The organism is Flavobacterium sp. (genome assembly GCF_043722275.1).
GTDB lineage: Bacteria > Bacteroidota > Bacteroidia > Flavobacteriales > Flavobacteriaceae > Flavobacterium.
The window spans coordinates 38,211-57,670 of the sequence record NZ_JAYSPC010000038.1 but is presented as its reverse complement, the minus strand read 5'-3'; the positions used below and the strand labels follow the sequence as shown (position 1 = coordinate 57,670).

Here is a 19,460-nt window from a genome sequence, read left to right as displayed (position 1 = left end):
TGATCTCTTTCACAAGAATAGGGTGCTCACTTTGAACCGGAATCAATTGCTCTCTTTTACCGGAATGGGGTGCTCACTTTTACCAGAATTTGCACCTTTGACTAAATATTTATCTCATACTGGTAAATATGAAGGTTTTGATGTTGTAAAAAAAGGAATTGTCTGGAGTCAAAAGCATATTGCAAAAGAGTTCCAGAATTTTAATTTTCAATATATTCCTTTAAATAATGATCTGTATCATTTAACCGAAAAAAAGGCTGAAAGTTTTGTGTTTCCTTATGAAGATAATACTTTTGATACGGTTTTTTTATTCTCGGTTTTTACGCACATGCAGCCACTTGAAGTACAAAATTACCTGAAAGAAATTTACAGGGTTTTAAAACCAAACGGCAAATGTCTTTCTACGTTTTTTTTATATGATGAAGTTATTGAAAATGAAATTTCAGAAAAAAGCAGGTCGTTTTCATTTCCTTACAATAAAGGGAATTACAGATTAATGAACGAAAAAGTTCCTTCGGCTAATATTGCATTTAGTGAGGTTTATCTCAATGCAATGATACAAGAAAGTCATTTAAAAATAGAAAATAAAATATACGGACGCTGGGCTAATAGGGAAGCCAACGACTTATATGATTTTCAGGATATTTTGGTTTTAGAAAAAGCGGATTAATTACACGCTTCTTTGCACAACTTCAAAAATTCTTTCATCTTCACATTTTAATGTTTTAGACGGGAATTTCATCAATAATGCATAATCATGAGTTGCCATGATAACGGTTTTTCCGTTAGCATTAATTTTTTTCAATACTTCAAGAACTTCAGAGCTTGTTTGTGGATCTAAATTTCCTGTTGGTTCGTCGGCAAGGATAAATTCAGGATCATTTAATAATGCTCTTGCGATTGCAACACGTTGTTGTTCACCACCAGAAAGCTGATGTGGCATTTTATTCACATATTCTTTCATACCAACTTTGTCCAGAACTTCATCGATTTTACGTTCCATTCCTTCTTTGTCAACCCATCCTGTAGCTCTTAAAACAAAAAGCATATTGTTTTTTACAGAACGATCCGGAAGTAATTTAAAATCCTGAAATACGATTCCTATTTTACGTCTCAAATACGGAATATCTTTCTCTTTTAAAGTTGCTAAATCAAACTCAACTATATGACCTTCACCTTCTGATAAGGGTAAATCAGCATATAAAGTTTTTAAGAAACTACTTTTTCCAGATCCTGTTTTTCCAATGATGTAGATAAATTCACCGTGGTTAACATCTAAATTAATATGAGATAAAATTTTTCTTCCTTCCTGATATATAGTGACTTCTTTAAGAGACAGTACGGTTTGTGACATAATAAATTGATTTGATTGGTAAAAGTAGTAAGATAACGCTTGGATTCAAAATAAATTTGAATCATTTCTGTTGAAAATATTAAAATGAAATTTGAAACCATATAAGTTATATAAGTTCATTTTAGTAAATTATATTGCAATGCTTTTTATTTATAATAACATAACGCTGAATTTGGTTAAGCTAAGTTAGCAAAGAACCTAACTTATAATTACTTATATTACTTATATGGTTTAATTTATTTTTATATTAGTTACAAATATTCCTTGGTTAAGATAATGTTCATAATAAAAGCCCGAAACGTTTCGTTATAAACGGTATAAAATGATACATTTGAATACTAAATATAATTAAAATGCGTAAACTTTCCTGGTTCTTTTTATTACCAATTATCCTTATTTCGACCATAGTTTCGGCACAAAAATCAGCTATTTACACTTACGACTTAAAGGAATTTGACAAAGCACTGGCTTTATATAATGACAAACAATATGCATCGGCACAACTTATTTTTGAGCATGTAAAAAACAATGCAAAGACCGAAGAAGTTCAGTCAGATTGTGCGTATTACATTGCCAATTGCGCCATTAGAACCAACAAAGCAAATGCTGATGCTTTGATGGAAAAATTCGTCACCGATTATCCAACAAGTACAAAACAAAATCAGGCTTATATTGAAGTTGCCCAGTTTTTCTTTGAGCAGGGGAATTATCCAAAAGCCTTGCAATGGTTTGATAAAGTGGATGAAAGTTACATGAGCAAATCAGATTCGGATAAATTTAATTTCCAAAAAGGATATAGTTATTTCAATGCTAAAAAGAAAAAAGAGGCAACAACGTACTTTAATAAAGTAGTAAATTCTCCGGAATTTGGTTCTCAGGCCAAATATTATTTAGGATTCATGGCTTACGAAGGCGATGATTATAAAGAAGCAACCAAATATTTTGATGAAGTTTCGGGCGAAGAAAAATACAAAGAAAAACTTTCGTATTATCAGGCTGATATGAATTTCAAATTAGGAAATTTCCAGAAAGCTATTGATTTGGGACAAACCGCAATGAACAAATCAAATGAACTTGAAAAATCTGAACTTAATAAAATCATTGGAGAAAGTTATTTTAATTTAAAAAAATACGACAAGGCGATTCCGTTTTTAGAGCAATATGCCGGTAAAAAAGGAAAGTGGAATAATACTGATTTCTACCAATTAGGTTACGCTTATTATGAGCAAAAGGAATATGAAAAAGCGATTTCTCAATTCAATAAAATCATAGAAGGAAAAGATTTCGTAGCCCAAAATGCTTATTATCATTTAGGTTTAAGTTATTTGAATACAGGCAAAAAGCAAGAAGCTTTAAATGCTTTTAAAAATGCATCGGAAATGGATTTTAATGCACAAATTCAGGAAGATGCAGCTTTAAATTATGCTAAAGTGAGTTATGATATCGGAAACGCATATCAGACTGTTCCTGGAATTTTACTTGATTTCTTAAAAAAATATCCAAACAATTCAAGTAGATCTGAAATAGAAAAATTATTGGTTGATTCTTATATTTCGACTAAAAACTACAAAGAAGCGTTGAGTTTATTAGAGAAAAACAGATCAGCAGAAAATAAAGCTGCCTATCAAAAAGTACTTTTTTACAGAGGATTGGAATTGTATAATGAATCGAATTATCAGGAAGCAGGAAAAATGTTCAAAAGTGCGATCACTGAACAAAAAACTCCTGAATATACTGCACGTGCGGCTTTCTGGAAAGCAGAAACCGAATATGTGACAGGAGATTTCCAAAATGCATTGTTGAGTTACAAACAATTTGCTGGTCAGGCTACGGCCAAAACTACAGACGAGTATAAAAACATCAATTATAATATAGGATACACTTATTTTAATCTGAAGGAATACGATCAGGCTGCAACTTCATTTCAGGCGCAAATCGATACTTCGAAGGAAGATAAAGTTCGTTTGAACGATTCGTATTTGCGTTTAGGAGATTGTCGTTTTGTGAGTGCAAAATATACTGCGGCAAACGAAGCTTACGCAAAAGCAATTGAAGGAAGAGGCGTTGATGCTGATTATGCTCAGTTTCAAAAAGCAATTTCTTATGGATTTATGTCTAAAAATGACAAAAAAGTTGACGAGCTGAATAATTTTCTTCAGATGTATAAAAAATCTGAATATCGTGATGATGCTTTATATGAATTAGGAAATACTTATGTGGCGGAGAAAAAGAATGATCTGGCGCTTAAAACATACGATCAGTTAATATCTGAATATAAAAACGGAGCGTTTACTTCAAAATCAATTTTGAAACAAGGTTTAATTTATTACAATTCAGATCGTGACGATCAGGCATTGGTTAAATTCAAAAAAGTAGCGGCAGAATTCCCAAAAACTCCCGAAGCTTTAGAAGCAGTTTCAACAGCAAGATTGATTTATGTAGATTCAGGAAAAGTTGATGAATATGCAACATGGGTTCGTACTTTAGACTTTGTGGCCGTTACAGATGCTGAACTTGATAACGATACTTATGATGCTGCTTACAAACAATACAGTCAAAATAACAGCAAACTGGCGATAACAGGTTTTACAGGTTATATCAATAAATTTTCGACAGGATTACATTCATTAGAAGCTAATTTTTACCTCGCACAATTGTATTATGCCGAAGGTTCAGAAACTAAATCGATCGCTAATTATCAATATGTAATTGCTCAGGGTGGAAACGAATTTACAGAACAATCTTTAATGAAATTGTCGCAGATTTTCCTGAAAGCCAAAGATTGTGATAAATCGGTTCCGGTTTTAACAAGATTAGAAAATGAATCAGAATCGGCTCAAAATAAAAGTTTTGCTCAGGCTAATTTGATGAAATGTTATTATGACAAAAAAGATTATGATAACTCGGTTAAATATGCTGATAAAGTGTTGCAGAATGTAAAAGCCGACGCAAATGTAAAAGCCGATGCGCAAATTATCGTAGCGCGTTCCGCCATGCAAACTGGTGATGAAGACAAAGCAAAAGCAGCTTACGCCAAATTATCAGCAACTTCAAAAGGAGAATTAGCAGCAGAAGCGTTGTATTATGATGCTTATTTTAAAACGAAAGAAGGCAAGTTTGATGCATCGAATGTTTCGGTTCAAAAATTAGCTAAAAACTATTCGGCTTATAAATATTACGGAGCGAAGAGTTTGGTTTTAATGGCAAAAAACTTCTACGGATTAAAAGACAGTTATCAGGCTACGTACATTTTAGATAATGTAATCAATAATTTCACCGATTATCCGGATGTTGTTGAAGAAGCTAAAAAAGAACTTGGCGCAATAAAAGCAGAAGAGTCAAAAACAAATTCGTCGGTTAATAAGTAAGATTTAGGAAGAGGCGAAATTATAGAAGCAAGAAGCAAGAGTAAAGAATTAAGAGGAAGCATTAGATTAAAACTGGAAGTCTTTCTTCTATAATCTTGACTCTTTCTTCTAAAAAAATAAAGAAAAAAATGAGTTTACCTTTTTATATAATTGATGTTTTTGCAGATAAAAAATATGCCGGAAATCAATTGGCGGTTTTTTTGGATGCAGAAAAATTAAGTTCAGCAGAGATGCAACAAATTGCCCGTGAAATTAATTTTGCAGAAAGTACTTTTATCACCAAACTTGATAAAGAAAATAATAAAGCCGAGATAAAAATATTTACTCCATCTCAGGAAATGCAGTTTGCGGGACATCCGATAATTGGAACTTCATGGGTTTTGATGAATAAAGTATTTGATAATTCACCGGAGAATATAAAATTAAATGTTCCAATTGGACCAATTTCAATTCATCAATCTGAAGGTTTGATTTGGTTGAAAGCGGCTCAGCCGAAATTTTGGGATATTTTTTCGAAAGAAGATATTACAGTATTTAGTAATCTGGAAAATCATGATTTTGAGAATCAATTTCCTATTCAGGAAGTAACAACCGGAAGTGCCTTTGTAATGGTTGGATTAAGTAGTAAAAGAGCATTAGAAAATTTAGTATTAGACAAAGATAAAACAGACGAATGGCTTAAAAAGAATTGCAAAACAAGTCATAGAGGTTTATATTTTTATTATTTAGAAGGTTCAAAATTGTTTAGCAGAATGTTATGTATCGAACACAATCAATTGGTTGAAGATGCCGCGACAGGAAGCGCAAGTACTTGTTTACAAGCTTTTTTGCTAAAATATAATAAACCAGAAATTGATTTAATTAATTATCAGGGAGATTATATTGGTCGTCCGTCTCAAATTTATTTTAAAGGAAGTTTAAACGATAATGAATTTGATATTAAAATAGGAGGAAACGCTCAGTTTGTTGCAAAAGGAGATTGGGAAGTTTAGTTTTATTTAATAGAAGAAAGAAGCAAGAGAATAGAAGCAAGAGAATAGAATAAAGATTTTAGATATTAGACAATAGAATAAAAAATATAGAGAAAATCAAGAAATAGAATAGAAGTCTTTCTTCTTTACTCTTTCATCTTTTCTCTTTAAAAGAAGAAATATGAAAATAAATTGCCAGAATAAAACCCTCATTATACTAGTATTGTTTGTTGTCCAGCTTTCGTTTTCGCAAAAGAAAAAAGAGGAAAGTATTGGTACAGAAACCGTAAACGTGGTAAAACCTTATTCGCCAACAATTTCGGATGCTTTTAAGGTGAAGGAAACTCCTTCGCTTGACGACACAGGAAATCAGCCTAAAGAAACTATTAAATACAGTATTTTGTCGGTTCCTGTGGCTTCTACATTTACGCCTTCAAAAGGAAAAGCAGAAGGTGTTGAGAAATCTAAAAGAGAAAAATTATTTAATAATTATGCGACTTTAGGAGTTGGAAATTACGGCACTTTAAATGCTGAATTGTTCGTAAATCAGGATTTAGGAAATAACGATTATGTGGCTGGAATGTTCCGTCATCATTCGTCTCAAGGCGGGATTAAAGGTGTAGACCTTAATGATGAGTTTTATGATACAGCATTAAATGTGGCTTATGGTGTAAACAATCGTGATATGGCCTGGAATGTCGAGTTAGGATATCAAAATCAATTGTACAATTGGTATGGTTTACCGGCTGAATTTGGTTCAACTTTAGCAGGACAAACCCGTGATGATTTGATAAGAAGTATTAATCCAAATCATTCCTACAATACTATTTCGTTAGGAGGAAATATTGAGTTCAACGAAGGGGTTTTTAGTAAAATAGCAACAAAATTTACGCATTTTTCGGATAGTTTTTCTTCTTCAGAAAATCGTTTTTATGTAAAACCTACTTTCAAAGTAGAGGTAATGGATCAATCTATAAATACCAATATTATTGTTGATCATGTCAGCGGATCTTTTGAGCATAATTATGCTCGTGACAATACAGAACCTTTAAAATATAGTTTGACTAATTTTGGGATTGAGCCAAGTTTTGTAATACTTGAAAACGACTGGACTCTAGAATTAGGAGCTGGATTGTTCTACGGTTTAGATTCTGAAAACAGCGGAAACAAGTTTTATATTTATCCAAAAGTAAATGCTTCATATAAATTAGTAGGCGATTTGATGATTTTCTACACGGGAGTAAATGGTGGTTTAGAGCAAAATTCATATGCTGATTTTGTGACTGATAATCCGTTTTTATCTCCAACTTTAAACATGAAACCTACCAATAATCAATATACTGTTTTTGCAGGTTTAAAAGGTAAATTGGCAAACAATATCAATTACAATCTAACGGGATCTTATTTGAACGAAAAAGATAAAGCATTGTATAAAGGAAATGATTATACAGAGGATTTCTCCAATCAAAATTATGCTTACGGAAACTCTTTTGGCGTTGTTTATGATGACGTAAGAACCTTCCGTTTTTACGGAGAATTAAAAGCCGATTTTTCAAGAAATGTCTCTTTTGGAATCAACGGAACTTTTAATAGTTACAAATATGACGGATTTGAAGCGTGGAATTTACCATCGATGAAATTGAGTTCAAATCTGGATGTAAATATTACGAAACAATGGTACGCAGGTTTGAATGTTTTCTACGTAGGAGAACGTAAAGACATGCAATCAAACCTGAATTTAGGGGCTGATCCTGTGATTCTTACTTTAAAAAGTTATTTTGACGCTAATGCACATTTGGGATACAAATACAACGAACGTTTGACTTTTTTCTTAAAATTAAACAATATCGGAAATCAGGCTTACGAAAAATGGCTGAATTATCCTGTACAAGGATTTCAGGTGTTAGTTGGAGGAAATTATAAATTTGATTTTTAAGAGATATCAGCCACGAAGGCGCTAAGGCACGAATTTTTTATAAATTTTTAAGCCACGAATTCACGAATTAATTTTAACTAAATTCGTGAATTCGTGGCTTACTTTTTTTGACACTGTATAAAACCTTTGCATCTTTGTAACTTAGAACCTCAGTACCTTTAAAAAATGAACTTCAAACAAAAAATACACTCATATTACCTTCAAATGGTCCAGGACCGAATTGATGTTTTCAGAGACATGATTTCGGCTTTGACCGAAGATTCTAAAAATGATGCCAAAGGTTCGGCTGGAGATAAACATGAAACGGCTTTGTCGATGATGCATATCGAGCAGGAAAAACTAACCAATAAACTTAAAGAAGCGATAACCCAAAAAGCAATTTTGGATAAAATTGACGCCTCAAAAACTACCGAAAACATTATTTTAGGAAGTTTGGTAAAAGCAAACGGAATTCATTTGTATTTGAGTGTAGCGCTTCCTAAAATTACAATTGACGGAATTAATGTGATTGCACTTTCGCCACAATCTCCCCTTGGGTCTCATTTAATGGGAAATAAAGTTGGATTTACTTTTGAAATAAATAAGACGCATTATACTATTGAGAGTGTTTTGTAATTTTATTTCACGCAGATTTACAGATTTAAGCAGATTAAAAAGGATTTATTATCAATATTGTCAGACTTTGCGTTCCCATGCTTCGGGAGAAGTCTTGCGAAGTTCTCTGGTGTAAACCCGACAGGTTTTTAAAACCTGTTGGGTTTGATTAAGGATAAAGCCTTTTCAACGAATTAATCCCGAAGCCCAATGTCATTAAGTTAAGGGGAAATCTATAAAATTACCTAACAGTTTAATCAAGAAAGTAATTAGAAAAATCCGTTTTTATCAGCGTTTTCGCGTTAGCGAATCAGTAAAATCAGCGTCTAATTTTTGACGCGGATAAAACAGATTTACTTCGTAAAACCGCGGATAAAAACGGATTTGATTTGCAATGATTTTATTTTTTAAAAGCTTAACTTAATGACATTACCCGAAGCCTCGAAACGTTGCTAGAAAATAATCCATCCCTCTGGAATTTTAGAAAGAGTTCCGGAGGAACAAGAAATATTGTAGGGATTGATTTTAATCCATTCTTCACAATGATAATGTTATATTTTATTAAATCGGACAGGTTTTTAAAACCTGTCGGGTCTACTGTTTTAAGGAAGTTGTAGCAAAGACAAAATTGTAAAAAAATCTATTTCTGTTTCATAACTTCTTTATATTTTGAAGTACTTTCATTGATTCTGAAATATCACAATATTTAATTCAAACTTTTCTTTAAAATCTTAATTTTTATACTTGATTTGTTCCTGAAATTGAAATTTTCAAGTTCAGCACTTTTTTTTGTGTTAAAATTTTACATTTTATATGTAAATATAGAATTATGGTTTAAAATTGTAACTGATTGGTGTGTTTATGTTTTTCAATCGTAACCTTTAATGCATCTTTGCCTTATCAAAATGAAATTTAAATATAAAAATATATAATTATGTGTGGAATCGTATGTGCCTTTGATCTAAAACAAAAAGCCGAAACTTTAAGACCTCAAGTATTAGAAATGTCTAAAATCATTCGTCACCGTGGACCGGACTGGAGCGGAATTTACAGCAATGATAAAGCAATTATGTCTCATGAGCGTTTGGCGATTGTAGATCCGGCTTCAGGAAAACAACCTTTATTTACAGAAGATAAAAAACTGGTTTTAGCTGCAAATGGTGAAATTTACAATCACAGAGAATTGCGTAAACAATTTGAAGGAAAATATAACTTTCAAACTGAAAGTGACTGCGAAGTTATCTTAGCACTTTATAAAGAAAAAGGTCCTCATTTTATAGATGAAATGAACGGAATCTTCGGGTTTGCAATTTATGATGTTGAGAAAGATGAGTATTTTATCGCTCGTGATCACATGGGGATTATTCCGCTTTACATTGGTTGGGATCAGGACGGAACATTCTACGTAGCTTCAGAATTGAAAGCTCTTGAAGGATATTGTACAAAAATCCAATTGTTTCCTCCGGGACATTATATGACAAGCAAAGACGGTGAATTTGTACAATGGTACAAAAGAGACTGGACAGATTATGATGCTGTAAAAGACAACGAAACTAGTATTCCTGAAATCAAAAAAGCATTAGAAGCTGCGGTTCACAGACAATTAATGAGTGATGTTCCTTACGGGGTTTTACTTTCGGGAGGTTTAGATTCTTCTATTACTTCGGCTGTAGCCAAAAAATATGCGCAAAAACGTATAGAATCAGATGATACTACAGATGCCTGGTATCCTCAATTACATTCTTTTTCAGTAGGACTTGAAGGTTCTCCGGATTTAGCAGCGGCTCAAATTGTAGCAAAACATATCGGGACAATACATCACGAAATTAAATTTACAATTCAGGAAGGTTTAGATGCTGTTCGTGATGTAATTTATAACCTTGAAACGTATGATGTAACTACGGTTAGAGCATCAACACCAATGTGGTTAATGGCGAGAGTTATTAAGTCAATGGGAATCAAAATGGTGTTGTCAGGTGAAGGTGCTGATGAGTTATTTGGAGGATATTTATACTTTCATAAAGCGCCAAATGCAAGAGAATTTCACGAAGAAAACGTTCGTAAATTAGGAAAACTTCATATGTACGATTGTTTACGTGCAAACAAAAGTTTAGCTGCGTGGGGAATTGAAGGCCGTGTACCGTTTTTGGACAAAGAATTTATGGATGTTGCGATGCGCATCAACCCACAAGATAAAATGATCAACGAAGAGCACCCGATGGAAAAATGGGTAGTTCGTAAAGCTTTTGAAGATATGTTGCCGCCAAGTGTAGCCTGGAGACAAAAAGAACAATTCTCTGATGGAGTAGGATACAGCTGGATTGATACTTTGAAAGAAGTTGTTGGCGAAGCGGTTTCTGACGAACAATTGGCAAATGCGAAATATAAATTTCCTTTACAAACGCCAACTTCTAAAGAAGAATATTACTATCGTTCCATCTTTGCAGAACATTTTCCTAGTGATGCAGCAGCTTTATGTGTGCCTCAGGAAGCAAGTGTGGCTTGTAGTACAAAAATTGCATTGGAGTGGGATGAAGCTTTCAAAAACATGAACGATCCTTCAGGAAGAGCTGTAGCAAGCGTGCATGATGATGCTTACGCGAAGGCATAAACAAGAATTATTAGAATTAGTATATATTATTTTTCCGAAAGACGTTCTCAATTTTGAGGACGTTTTTCTTGTCTAATATTGTTAAATTATATTATTTCAGATACTTAAATTATATTTTTCGATAATTATCTGACTTTCTTTTTTATATTTGGCATTAGCTGAAAATAAAATAAAATTCATAATATTGTAATTGAATTATTACAGAAAAGAAAAAAATAATATTAGATAGCTGAAATTTATAAATCATAATGCATATTTAGTGACTTGATTTGATAGTGGCTAAAAATAAAAATAATAAAAAATATAGAATAGTATGTCTGGATTATTAGCCGTTATAGGTAAAGGAAAAGACCCGCAACTCGTAAAAGAGCTTTCTACAAGAATGTCGCATCGTGGTCCTGATGAAAGTGATTTGCATATTATGGAAAATGGCAGTATTATTTGCCATGAAAGTTTGTCGATTATCGATCTTAAATCGGGCAAACAGCCTATTCAGGGAACTGATAAGGCCTGGATGGTGCATGACGGAGAAATATACAACTATCAGGAATTAAAAGATACGGTTTTAAAAGATCACACTTTTAGAACAAAATCAGATTCTGAAGTTATCGTGCATTTGTACGAAGAATTTGGATATAAGTTTTGTAATATGCTTGATGGCGATTTTGCTTTTGTAATTGTTGATGGTGACAATTATATCGCAGCCAGAGATGCCGTTGGCGTTAAACCGTTATATTACGGATTAGACGAAAGAGGCAGGATTTATTTTTCTTCGGAAATGAAGTCAATTGCTGATCAGTGTAAATCGTTTTCAACTTTTCCTCCGGGGCATTATTATACAGGCAAAACAGGTTTTGTAAAATATTATAATCCCGAATATGAAGATCATTCAAATGCTAATAAATTATTAAATCTTGATTTAGTTCGCGATTCATTAATTGAGGCGACCCGTAAACGTTTGATGAGCGAAGTCCCTATTGGTGTTTTGCTTTCAGGAGGTTTAGATTCGTCTTTATTATCATCAATTGCTTCTCGGTTATTTGCTGAAAGAGGCGAGAAATTACATTCTTTTTCTATTGGTTTAGATGCAGATTCACCTGATAATATAGCGGCAAGAAAAGCAGCTGAGTTTTTAGGAACTGAACATCACGAAATTCATTTTACGGTTGAAGAAGGTGTTTCTATTTTAGAAAAAGTAATTTATCATATTGAGACTTACGATATTATTTCGGTTAGAGCCGCAGTTCCTTTGTATTTGTTGTCTAAAGAAATTGCAGATCAGGGAATTAAAGCTATTCTTTCCGGAGAAGGGGCTGATGAGGTTTTTGGAGGTCATTTGTATTTTAGAAACGCACCATCAGCAGAAGAATTTCAGGATGAAACAATTGAAAGAGTTCAGAAATTGTTTACTGCCGATTTATTACGAGCAGATAAAGCAACAATGGCACATGGATTAGAGGTCAGAATTCCGTTTTTAGATAAGGATTTTTTAGATGTTTCTATCAGAATCAGAACAGAAGAAAAACAGCCTAAAACGTATGATGGAATTGAGAAATATATTTTAAGAAAAGCATTTGATACGCCTGAAAATCCATATTTGCCAACTGAAATTTTATGGAGACAAAAAGAACAGTTTTCAGATGGTGTTGGATACAATTGGATCGATGAATTAATTGAATATTGTGCAACACAGGTTTCTGATGAACAATTAGCAGGAGCAAGTGCTGAATTTCCATACAATTCGCCAACAACGAAAGAAGCTTATTTTTACAGATCTGTTTTTCATAAATTTTACCCACAAGTCAGTGCGGCACAAACGGTACGAAAGTGGATTCCGAAATGGCAGGAAAACCAAGATCCAAGTGGAAGAGCAAATGCAGCTCACGTAAAATCCGGTGTTGAAATTTCAAAAGCTGGAGTTATAGTTTAAGATTAAATTCCAAAAAAGAATAAATTCCAATTTTGAAATTCCAAATTCCAATAGAGGAATTCCAAATTTCAAATTGAAAACTGAGTAATTTAAAAAATCCGAAATAACATTTCAAGTGTTAGATTCGGATTTTTTTAGTTACAGATTTGGGATTTGGAATTTCAAAAATTGGAATTTACTTTATTTGTTTTAGATTAAAATTGAAATTTCTTCCTTAAAGAGCATAATTTTTAGAATTTGGAATTTATTTTTTGATTTTTCACACAATTGTGTTAATAACTTAAGTGCTTTAAATCGTATTTTAACGGATATATAATTTGCGTTTTTATATATTTGCGTGTTAGACAATAATTACATTTTTTAGAATAAATTATATGAGCGAAGAAATCAAGAAGAACAATTATTCAGCAGATAGTATTCAGGCATTAGAAGGAATGGAGCATGTAAGAATGCGTCCATCGATGTATATTGGAGATGTGGGGGTTCGAGGGCTACATCATTTGGTTTACGAGGTTGTTGATAACTCTATTGATGAGGCGATGGGAGGATATTGTGATACTATTGGTGTTGCAATTAACGAAGATGGTTCAGTAACAGTTGAAGATAACGGTCGTGGTATTCCAGTTGATTTACATAAAAAAGAAGGTGTTTCGGCACTTGAGGTAGTAATGACTAAAATTGGTGCCGGAGGTAAATTCGATAAAGATTCTTATAAAGTTTCCGGAGGTTTGCACGGTGTTGGGGTTTCGGTTGTAAATGCACTTTCGGTTCATATGAGATCTACTGTTTTTAGAGACGGAAAAATCTATGAGCAGGAATATGAAAGAGGAAAATCATTATATCCGGTTAAACAAATTGGAGAAACAGATAAAAGAGGTACACGTCAGACTTTTTATCCTGATGATACTATTTTTACTCAAACTACTGAGTTCTCTTATGATACATTAGCGGCTCGTATGCGTGAGCTTTCTTTTCTTAATAAAGGAATTACAATCACATTTACAGATAAAAGAGAAGTTGATGATAAAGGCGAATTCAAAGTAGAAGTTTTTCACTCTGATGAAGGTCTTAAAGAATATATTCGCTATTTAGATGGTAACCGTGAGCCTATTATTTCTCACGTTATCAGCATGGATAATGAAAAAGGTGAAATTCCGGTTGAGGTTGCCTTGATTTACAATACAAGTTATACAGAGAATATTTTTTCTTATGTAAATAATATTAATACACACGAAGGAGGAACGCATTTACAAGGTTTTAGAAGTGGTTTGACAAGAACCCTTAAAAAATATGCAGATGCATCCGGAATGTTGGATAAACTGAAATTCGAAATTGCCGGAGATGACTTCCGTGAAGGATTAACTGCTATTATTTCGGTAAAAGTACAAGAGCCGCAATTCGAAGGACAAACAAAAACTAAGCTAGGAAACAGAGAAGTAGTTTCTCCGGTTTCTCAGGCAGTTGGAGAAATGTTAGAGAATTATTTGGAAGAAAATCCAAATGATGCACGTATCATTATTCAAAAAGTAATTCTTGCTGCACAAGCCCGTCACGCTGCTAAAAAAGCACGTGAAATGGTACAGCGTAAAACCGTTATGGGCGGTGGTGGATTGCCAGGAAAACTTTCAGATTGTTCTGAGCAGGACCCTGCAAGATGTGAGGTTTACCTAGTCGAGGGAGATTCGGCTGGTGGAACCGCAAAACAAGGTCGTGATCGTGCATTTCAGGCGATTTTACCATTACGTGGTAAGATTTTGAATGTTGAAAAAGCAATGCATCATAAAGTATTCGAAAACGAAGAGATTCGTAATATTTTTACCGCTTTAGGAGTTACAATTGGTACTGCAGAAGATAGTAAAGCATTAAATCTTGAAAAACTAAGATATCATAAAGTAATCATCATGTGTGATGCCGATGTCGATGGTAGTCACATTTCTACCTTAATATTAACGTTCTTCTTCCGTTTCATGAAAGAATTGATCGAAGAAGGTCACGTTTATATCGCAGCTCCACCTTTATATTTAGTTAAAAAAGGAAATAAAAAAGAATATGCATGGAATGACGTTCAGCGTGATCAGGCAAATGAGAGAATGGGAGGAAGTGCTGCTATTCAACGTTATAAAGGTCTTGGAGAGATGAACGCAGAGCAATTGTGGGAAACTACAATGGATCCAAGCTTTAGAACTTTACGTCAGGTAACTATTGATAGTTTGGCTGAAGCCGATAGAGTTTTCTCAATGTTAATGGGCGATGAAGTTCCACCACGTAGAGAATTTATCGAGAAAAATGCGGTCTACGCTAATATCGATGCATAATAAATTTTAATCATCAATTCGTTTAATTGTTTAAATTTACTTAGACGATTAAACGAATTGTCGATTTACGAAATAAACAAATTAATTAATAACCGATAAAGTATAAAATATGAAAGTTACCATTGTAGGAGCAGGAAATGTTGGAGCTACATGTGCAGATGTTATTTCTTATAGAGGAATTGCAAGCGAAGTAGTGTTGTTGGATATTAAAGAAGGTTTTGCCGAAGGGAAAGCGTTGGATATTATGCAATGTGCGACAAATACAGGTTTTAATACCAAAGTATCTGGCGTGACTAACGACTATTCTAAAACTGCCGGAAGTGATGTAGTAGTAATTACATCAGGAATTCCAAGAAAACCAGGAATGACTCGTGAAGAATTAATAGGTATAAATGCAGGAATTGTAAAAACAGTTGCTGAGAATGTATTGAAATTTTCTCCAAATACTATAATTGTTGTAGTTTCTAATCCTATGGATACTATGACTTATTTAGCATTAAAATCAACAGGATTACCTAAAAATAGAATTATTGGTATGGGTGGAGCGTTAGACAGTTCACGTTTTAGAACTTATCTTTCATTAGCTTTAGACAAACCTGCAAATGATATCTCAGCAATGGTTATAGGCGGACATGGTGATACTACTATGATTCCTTTAACGCGTCTGGCATCATATAACGGAATTCCGGTAACAGAATTTCTTTCAGAAGAAGTATTGCAAAAAGTAGCTGCAGATACAATGGTTGGCGGAGCTACACTTACAGGACTTTTGGGAACATCAGCCTGGTATGCGCCGGGAGCATCTGTTGCCTTTCTTGTAGACAGTATTTTAAACGATCAGAAGAAAATGATTGCATGTTCTGTTTTTGTTGAAGGAGAATACGGACAAAATGATATATGTATAGGTGTGCCATGTATAATTGGTAAAAACGGAGTAGAAGAAATCTTAGACATCAAATTAAATGACCAGGAAAAAGCCTTATTTGCTAAAAGTGCAGATGCGGTTCGTGGTATGAATGATGCTCTAAAATCGATTTTAGTATAACGATTTTTGAAAAAAAAGGAAAAGACTGCACTTTTGCAGTCTTTTTTTTAAGATTAATTAATAAATAAATTGGTTAATCTTTTCGTTAATTATATATTTGCTCGGTTTAAAAAAAATGTGGTAATTCGTGATCTGGAATTTTTAGTTTTAAAAAATCATGTCGGGGCTTATTTTATGGTACTTTAAAACAAAAACAAACAATAAAACATAATTAATTTTTAGTAATAATGCAGAATAAAGGACTTATTAAATTTTTCGCAATTCTATTTGCATTGGTAAGTATTTACCAACTCTCTTTCACTTTTGTGGCAAATAATGTCAAAAGTGAAGCTAAAGCTTTTGCAGGAGATAATCCTGATAAAGAATTAAAATACTTAGATTCTATTGGTAAAGAAAAAGTGTTAAACCTTGGTTTTTCGGATTTTACTTATAATGAAGTAAAAAACAAACAATTAAATAAAGGTCTTGACTTAGAAGGAGGAATCAACGTGATTCTTCAAATTTCTATTAAAGATGTTTTAAAAGGTTTGTCTAACAATTCTAAAAATCCGGTATTTAATAAATCATTAGCAGATGCAAGTGCAAATTTAGAAGGAAACAAAACCTATTTAAATAAGTTTTTTGAAGCTTTTGAAGCGAATTCAAACGGAACTGTAAAATTAGCTTCACCTGATATTTTTGCAAACAGAAGTTTACAAGGAGAAGGTGGAATCGATTTTCAAATGTCTGATTCACAAGTTCAAAAAGTAATTAAAAGAAAAGTTGACGAGTCTGTTGAAAGTGCTTTTAAAGTATTAAGAGAGCGTATAGACAAATTTGGAGTTACTCAGCCTAATATTCAAAAATTAGGAGAAACAGGAAGAATCTTAGTTGAGCTTCCGGGTGCTAAAGATGTTGACAGAATTAAGAAATTATTAGGTGGAAAAGCTCAATTAGAGTTTTGGGAAACTTATAAAGTGGAAGAAATTGGAAACTTTTTAGTTGCTGCTAACGAGTCTTTGAAAAAGACAGAAGTTAAAAAAACAGAAACTAAAACTGTTGTTAAAGATTCATTGAATGCTTTATTAACTGATACTAAGGATTCTGTAGATACTAAAAAAGGAAATAATCCATTATTTGACAAAATGTTAGGTCAGGGTGGCGGACCAGTTTTAGGTTATTTTGCTACAAAAGATACTGCTACTGTAAATGCTTACTTTAAAAGAGCAGATATCAGAGTTTTATTAGCTGCTGACCAACACAATGCAAAATTTGTTTGGAGTAAACCAACTTCTATTAAAGATGCAAAAGGAAAAGATCTTGAAGCTGTTGAATTATATGCTTTAAAAGGTAACAGAGATAACGTTCCCGCTATGAGTGGTGGTGTTGTAACTGATGCAAAAGATACTTTTGACCAATTAGGAAAACCAGCTGTTTCTATGCAAATGAACAGTCAGGGTGCTAAAGTTTGGGAAGAATTAACAGGAAGAGCTTTTTCTCAAAAAGGATATATTGCTATTGTTTTAGATAATATTGTTTATTCTGCTCCTGGTGTAACTAGTGGACCAATTGCAGGTGGAAGATCTGAAATTACAGGTTCATTTGATGTAGCCGAAACTAAAGATTTAGCTAACGTATTAAATGCAGGTAAATTACCGGCTTCTGCTGATATTCTTCAATCAACTGTTGTAGGGCCATCTTTAGGTCAGGCTGCAATTGATGCAGGTACAATTTCATCTGTATTAGGATTTTTATTAGTTTGTTTATGGATGGTATTCTATTATGGTAAAGCAGGTTGGTATGCTAATCTTGCATTATTATTAAACTTACTTTTCTTATTCGGAATTATGGCAAGTTTTGGTTTTGTATTAACATTACCAGGTATTGCAGGTATCGTACTTACATTAGGTACTGCGGTAGATGCGAATATTATTATATTTGAAAGAGCAAAAGAGGAATTACGTGAAGGTAAATCTTTATCAGAAGCAGTGGCTACATCTTACGGATGGCATGGTGCAATGCGTTCTATTATTGATGCGAACGTAACACACGTTTTAACTGGAGCTATCTTGTTTATCTTTGGAACAGGACCAATTAAAGGTTTTGCTTTAACTTTACTTATTGGTATCGTAACTTCAATGTTTACTTCAATTTTTATCGCTAGAATTTTTATCGACAGAAATATTGCTGGAAAAGCTGATTTAACTTTCTCTACAAACATTACTAAAAACTGGTTTACAAATTTCCACTTTGACTTTATTAAAATCAAAAAATTCACTTATATCTTCTCTTCTATAGTAGTTGTAGTAAGTTTAATTTCTATCTTCTTCGTTAACGGATTAGATGAAGGTGTTGATTTTGTTGGAGGAAGAACTTTCCAGGTTAAATTCGAAAAACCAGTTGATGCTACTGTAGTTTCAGATGAATTATCTGCTGCTTTTGGTACTCCGGTTGAAGCTAAAATTTTAGGTGATGATGACCAATTAAAAATCACTACAAAATATAAGATTAAAGAAGACGGTGTTGCTATCGACGAAGAAGTGAATCAAAAATTATATACAGCATTACAGAAGTATTTCCCTAATGTTACTTATGATAAATTCACTAACACTTTTGATGGTAAAAAAGTAGGTGTTTTACAATCTTCTAAAGTTGGAGCTTCTATCTCTGAAGATATTAAAACAAACTCATACTGGGCAGTTCTAGGTGCAATGGCAGCTATCTTTTTATACTTAATGGTTTCTTTCCGTAAATGGCAATATTCATTAGGTGCGATTGCAGCTGTAGCGCATGACGTTATCTTTGTATTAGGAATCTATTCTTTATGTTATAAATTCATGCCTTTCCACATGGAAATGGATCAGCACTTTATCGCTGCAATTCTAACAGTTATTGGTTATTCTATGAATGACACTGTAATTGTATTTGACAGAGTTAGAGAGTTTATTATTGGAAACCGTAAAGGTACTTTTGAAGATATTGTAAACGCTTCTATTAATACTACATTATCAAGAACATTAAATACATCATTAATGATGATCATTGTATTGTTAACGATGTTTATCTTTGGTGGAGAATCTATCAGAGGATTTATCTTCGCAATGTTAGTTGGTATTGTTGTAGGAACTTATTCTTCATTATTTATCGCTACACCAGTATTGGTTGACACGATTTCTAAAGATGAAAAACATAATATCGAAGAAAAACACAAACAAGCATAATTGCAAGTTTATATAAATCAAAAAGATCCAGCGAAAGTTGGATCTTTTTTTTTATATATATTACACCTGTTGATGTAAATTTCACATTGTTTATTATAATACCTACACGATATTTTATTGCGTGGTCGTATCTTTT

At 33.0% G+C, this 19,460-nt stretch carries 11 protein-coding genes; 10 read left to right on the top strand and 1 reads right to left on the bottom strand.

What is annotated here, in order from left to right:
- Positions 1–670: class I SAM-dependent methyltransferase (locus ACHZDT_RS05100; RefSeq protein WP_394773565.1), on the top strand; the 670-nt coding region annotated here is incomplete at its 5' end.
- Here ACHZDT_RS05100 and ACHZDT_RS05095 read toward each other — a convergent pair.
- A complete protein-coding gene (locus ACHZDT_RS05095; protein ID WP_394773564.1) occupies positions 671–1,354 on the bottom strand; it encodes a cell division ATP-binding protein FtsE in 684 nt (227 codons plus the stop codon).
- Between the two features lie 353 nt (positions 1,355–1,707).
- On the opposite strand from ACHZDT_RS05095, the gene ACHZDT_RS05090 reads away from it, so the two are divergent.
- The 9 genes from ACHZDT_RS05090 to secDF all read left to right on the top strand — a co-directional run bounded on the left by ACHZDT_RS05090 (position 1,708) and on the right by secDF (position 19,324).
- Positions 1,708–4,722: a tetratricopeptide repeat protein gene (locus ACHZDT_RS05090; RefSeq protein WP_394773563.1), complete on the top strand. Its 3,015-nt coding sequence runs from the start codon at positions 1,708–1,710 to the stop codon at positions 4,720–4,722.
- Between the two features lie 128 nt (positions 4,723–4,850).
- Complete coding sequence (locus ACHZDT_RS05085) at positions 4,851–5,714, top strand: PhzF family phenazine biosynthesis protein (protein ID WP_394773562.1); 864 nt, start codon at positions 4,851–4,853, stop codon at positions 5,712–5,714.
- Between the two features lie 160 nt (positions 5,715–5,874).
- Positions 5,875–7,629 carry a TonB-dependent receptor gene (locus ACHZDT_RS05080; protein ID WP_394773561.1) on the top strand — a complete coding sequence of 585 codons (1,755 nt, stop codon included), beginning with the start codon at positions 5,875–5,877 and terminating at the stop codon, positions 7,627–7,629.
- A 165-nt stretch (positions 7,630–7,794) separates the two neighbouring features.
- Positions 7,795–8,244, top strand: a complete 450-nt coding sequence (locus ACHZDT_RS05075) for a hypothetical protein (RefSeq protein ID WP_394773560.1) — start codon at positions 7,795–7,797, stop codon at positions 8,242–8,244.
- Between the two features lie 913 nt (positions 8,245–9,157).
- A complete protein-coding gene (gene asnB / locus ACHZDT_RS05070) occupies positions 9,158–10,834 on the top strand; it encodes an asparagine synthase B (RefSeq protein ID WP_394773559.1) in 1,677 nt (558 codons plus the stop codon).
- A gap of 313 nt (positions 10,835–11,147) precedes the next feature.
- Positions 11,148–12,764, top strand: coding sequence for an asparagine synthase B (asnB, locus tag ACHZDT_RS05065; protein WP_394773558.1), 1,617 nt, complete (start codon positions 11,148–11,150; stop codon positions 12,762–12,764).
- Positions 12,765–13,138: 374 nt separating this feature from the next.
- Positions 13,139–15,079 (top strand): DNA topoisomerase (ATP-hydrolyzing) subunit B, encoded by a 1,941-nt coding sequence (gene gyrB / locus ACHZDT_RS05060; RefSeq protein WP_394773557.1) that lies wholly within the window; start codon positions 13,139–13,141, stop codon positions 15,077–15,079.
- 109 nt (positions 15,080–15,188) lie between these two features.
- Complete coding sequence (gene mdh, locus ACHZDT_RS05055; RefSeq protein ID WP_056246268.1) at positions 15,189–16,124, top strand: malate dehydrogenase; 936 nt, start codon at positions 15,189–15,191, stop codon at positions 16,122–16,124.
- Between the two features lie 227 nt (positions 16,125–16,351).
- On the top strand, positions 16,352–19,324 hold the full coding sequence (gene secDF / locus ACHZDT_RS05050) for a protein translocase subunit SecDF (protein ID WP_394773556.1): 2,973 nt from the start codon (positions 16,352–16,354) through the stop codon (positions 19,322–19,324).
- Positions 19,325–19,460: the final 136 nt, after the last annotated feature.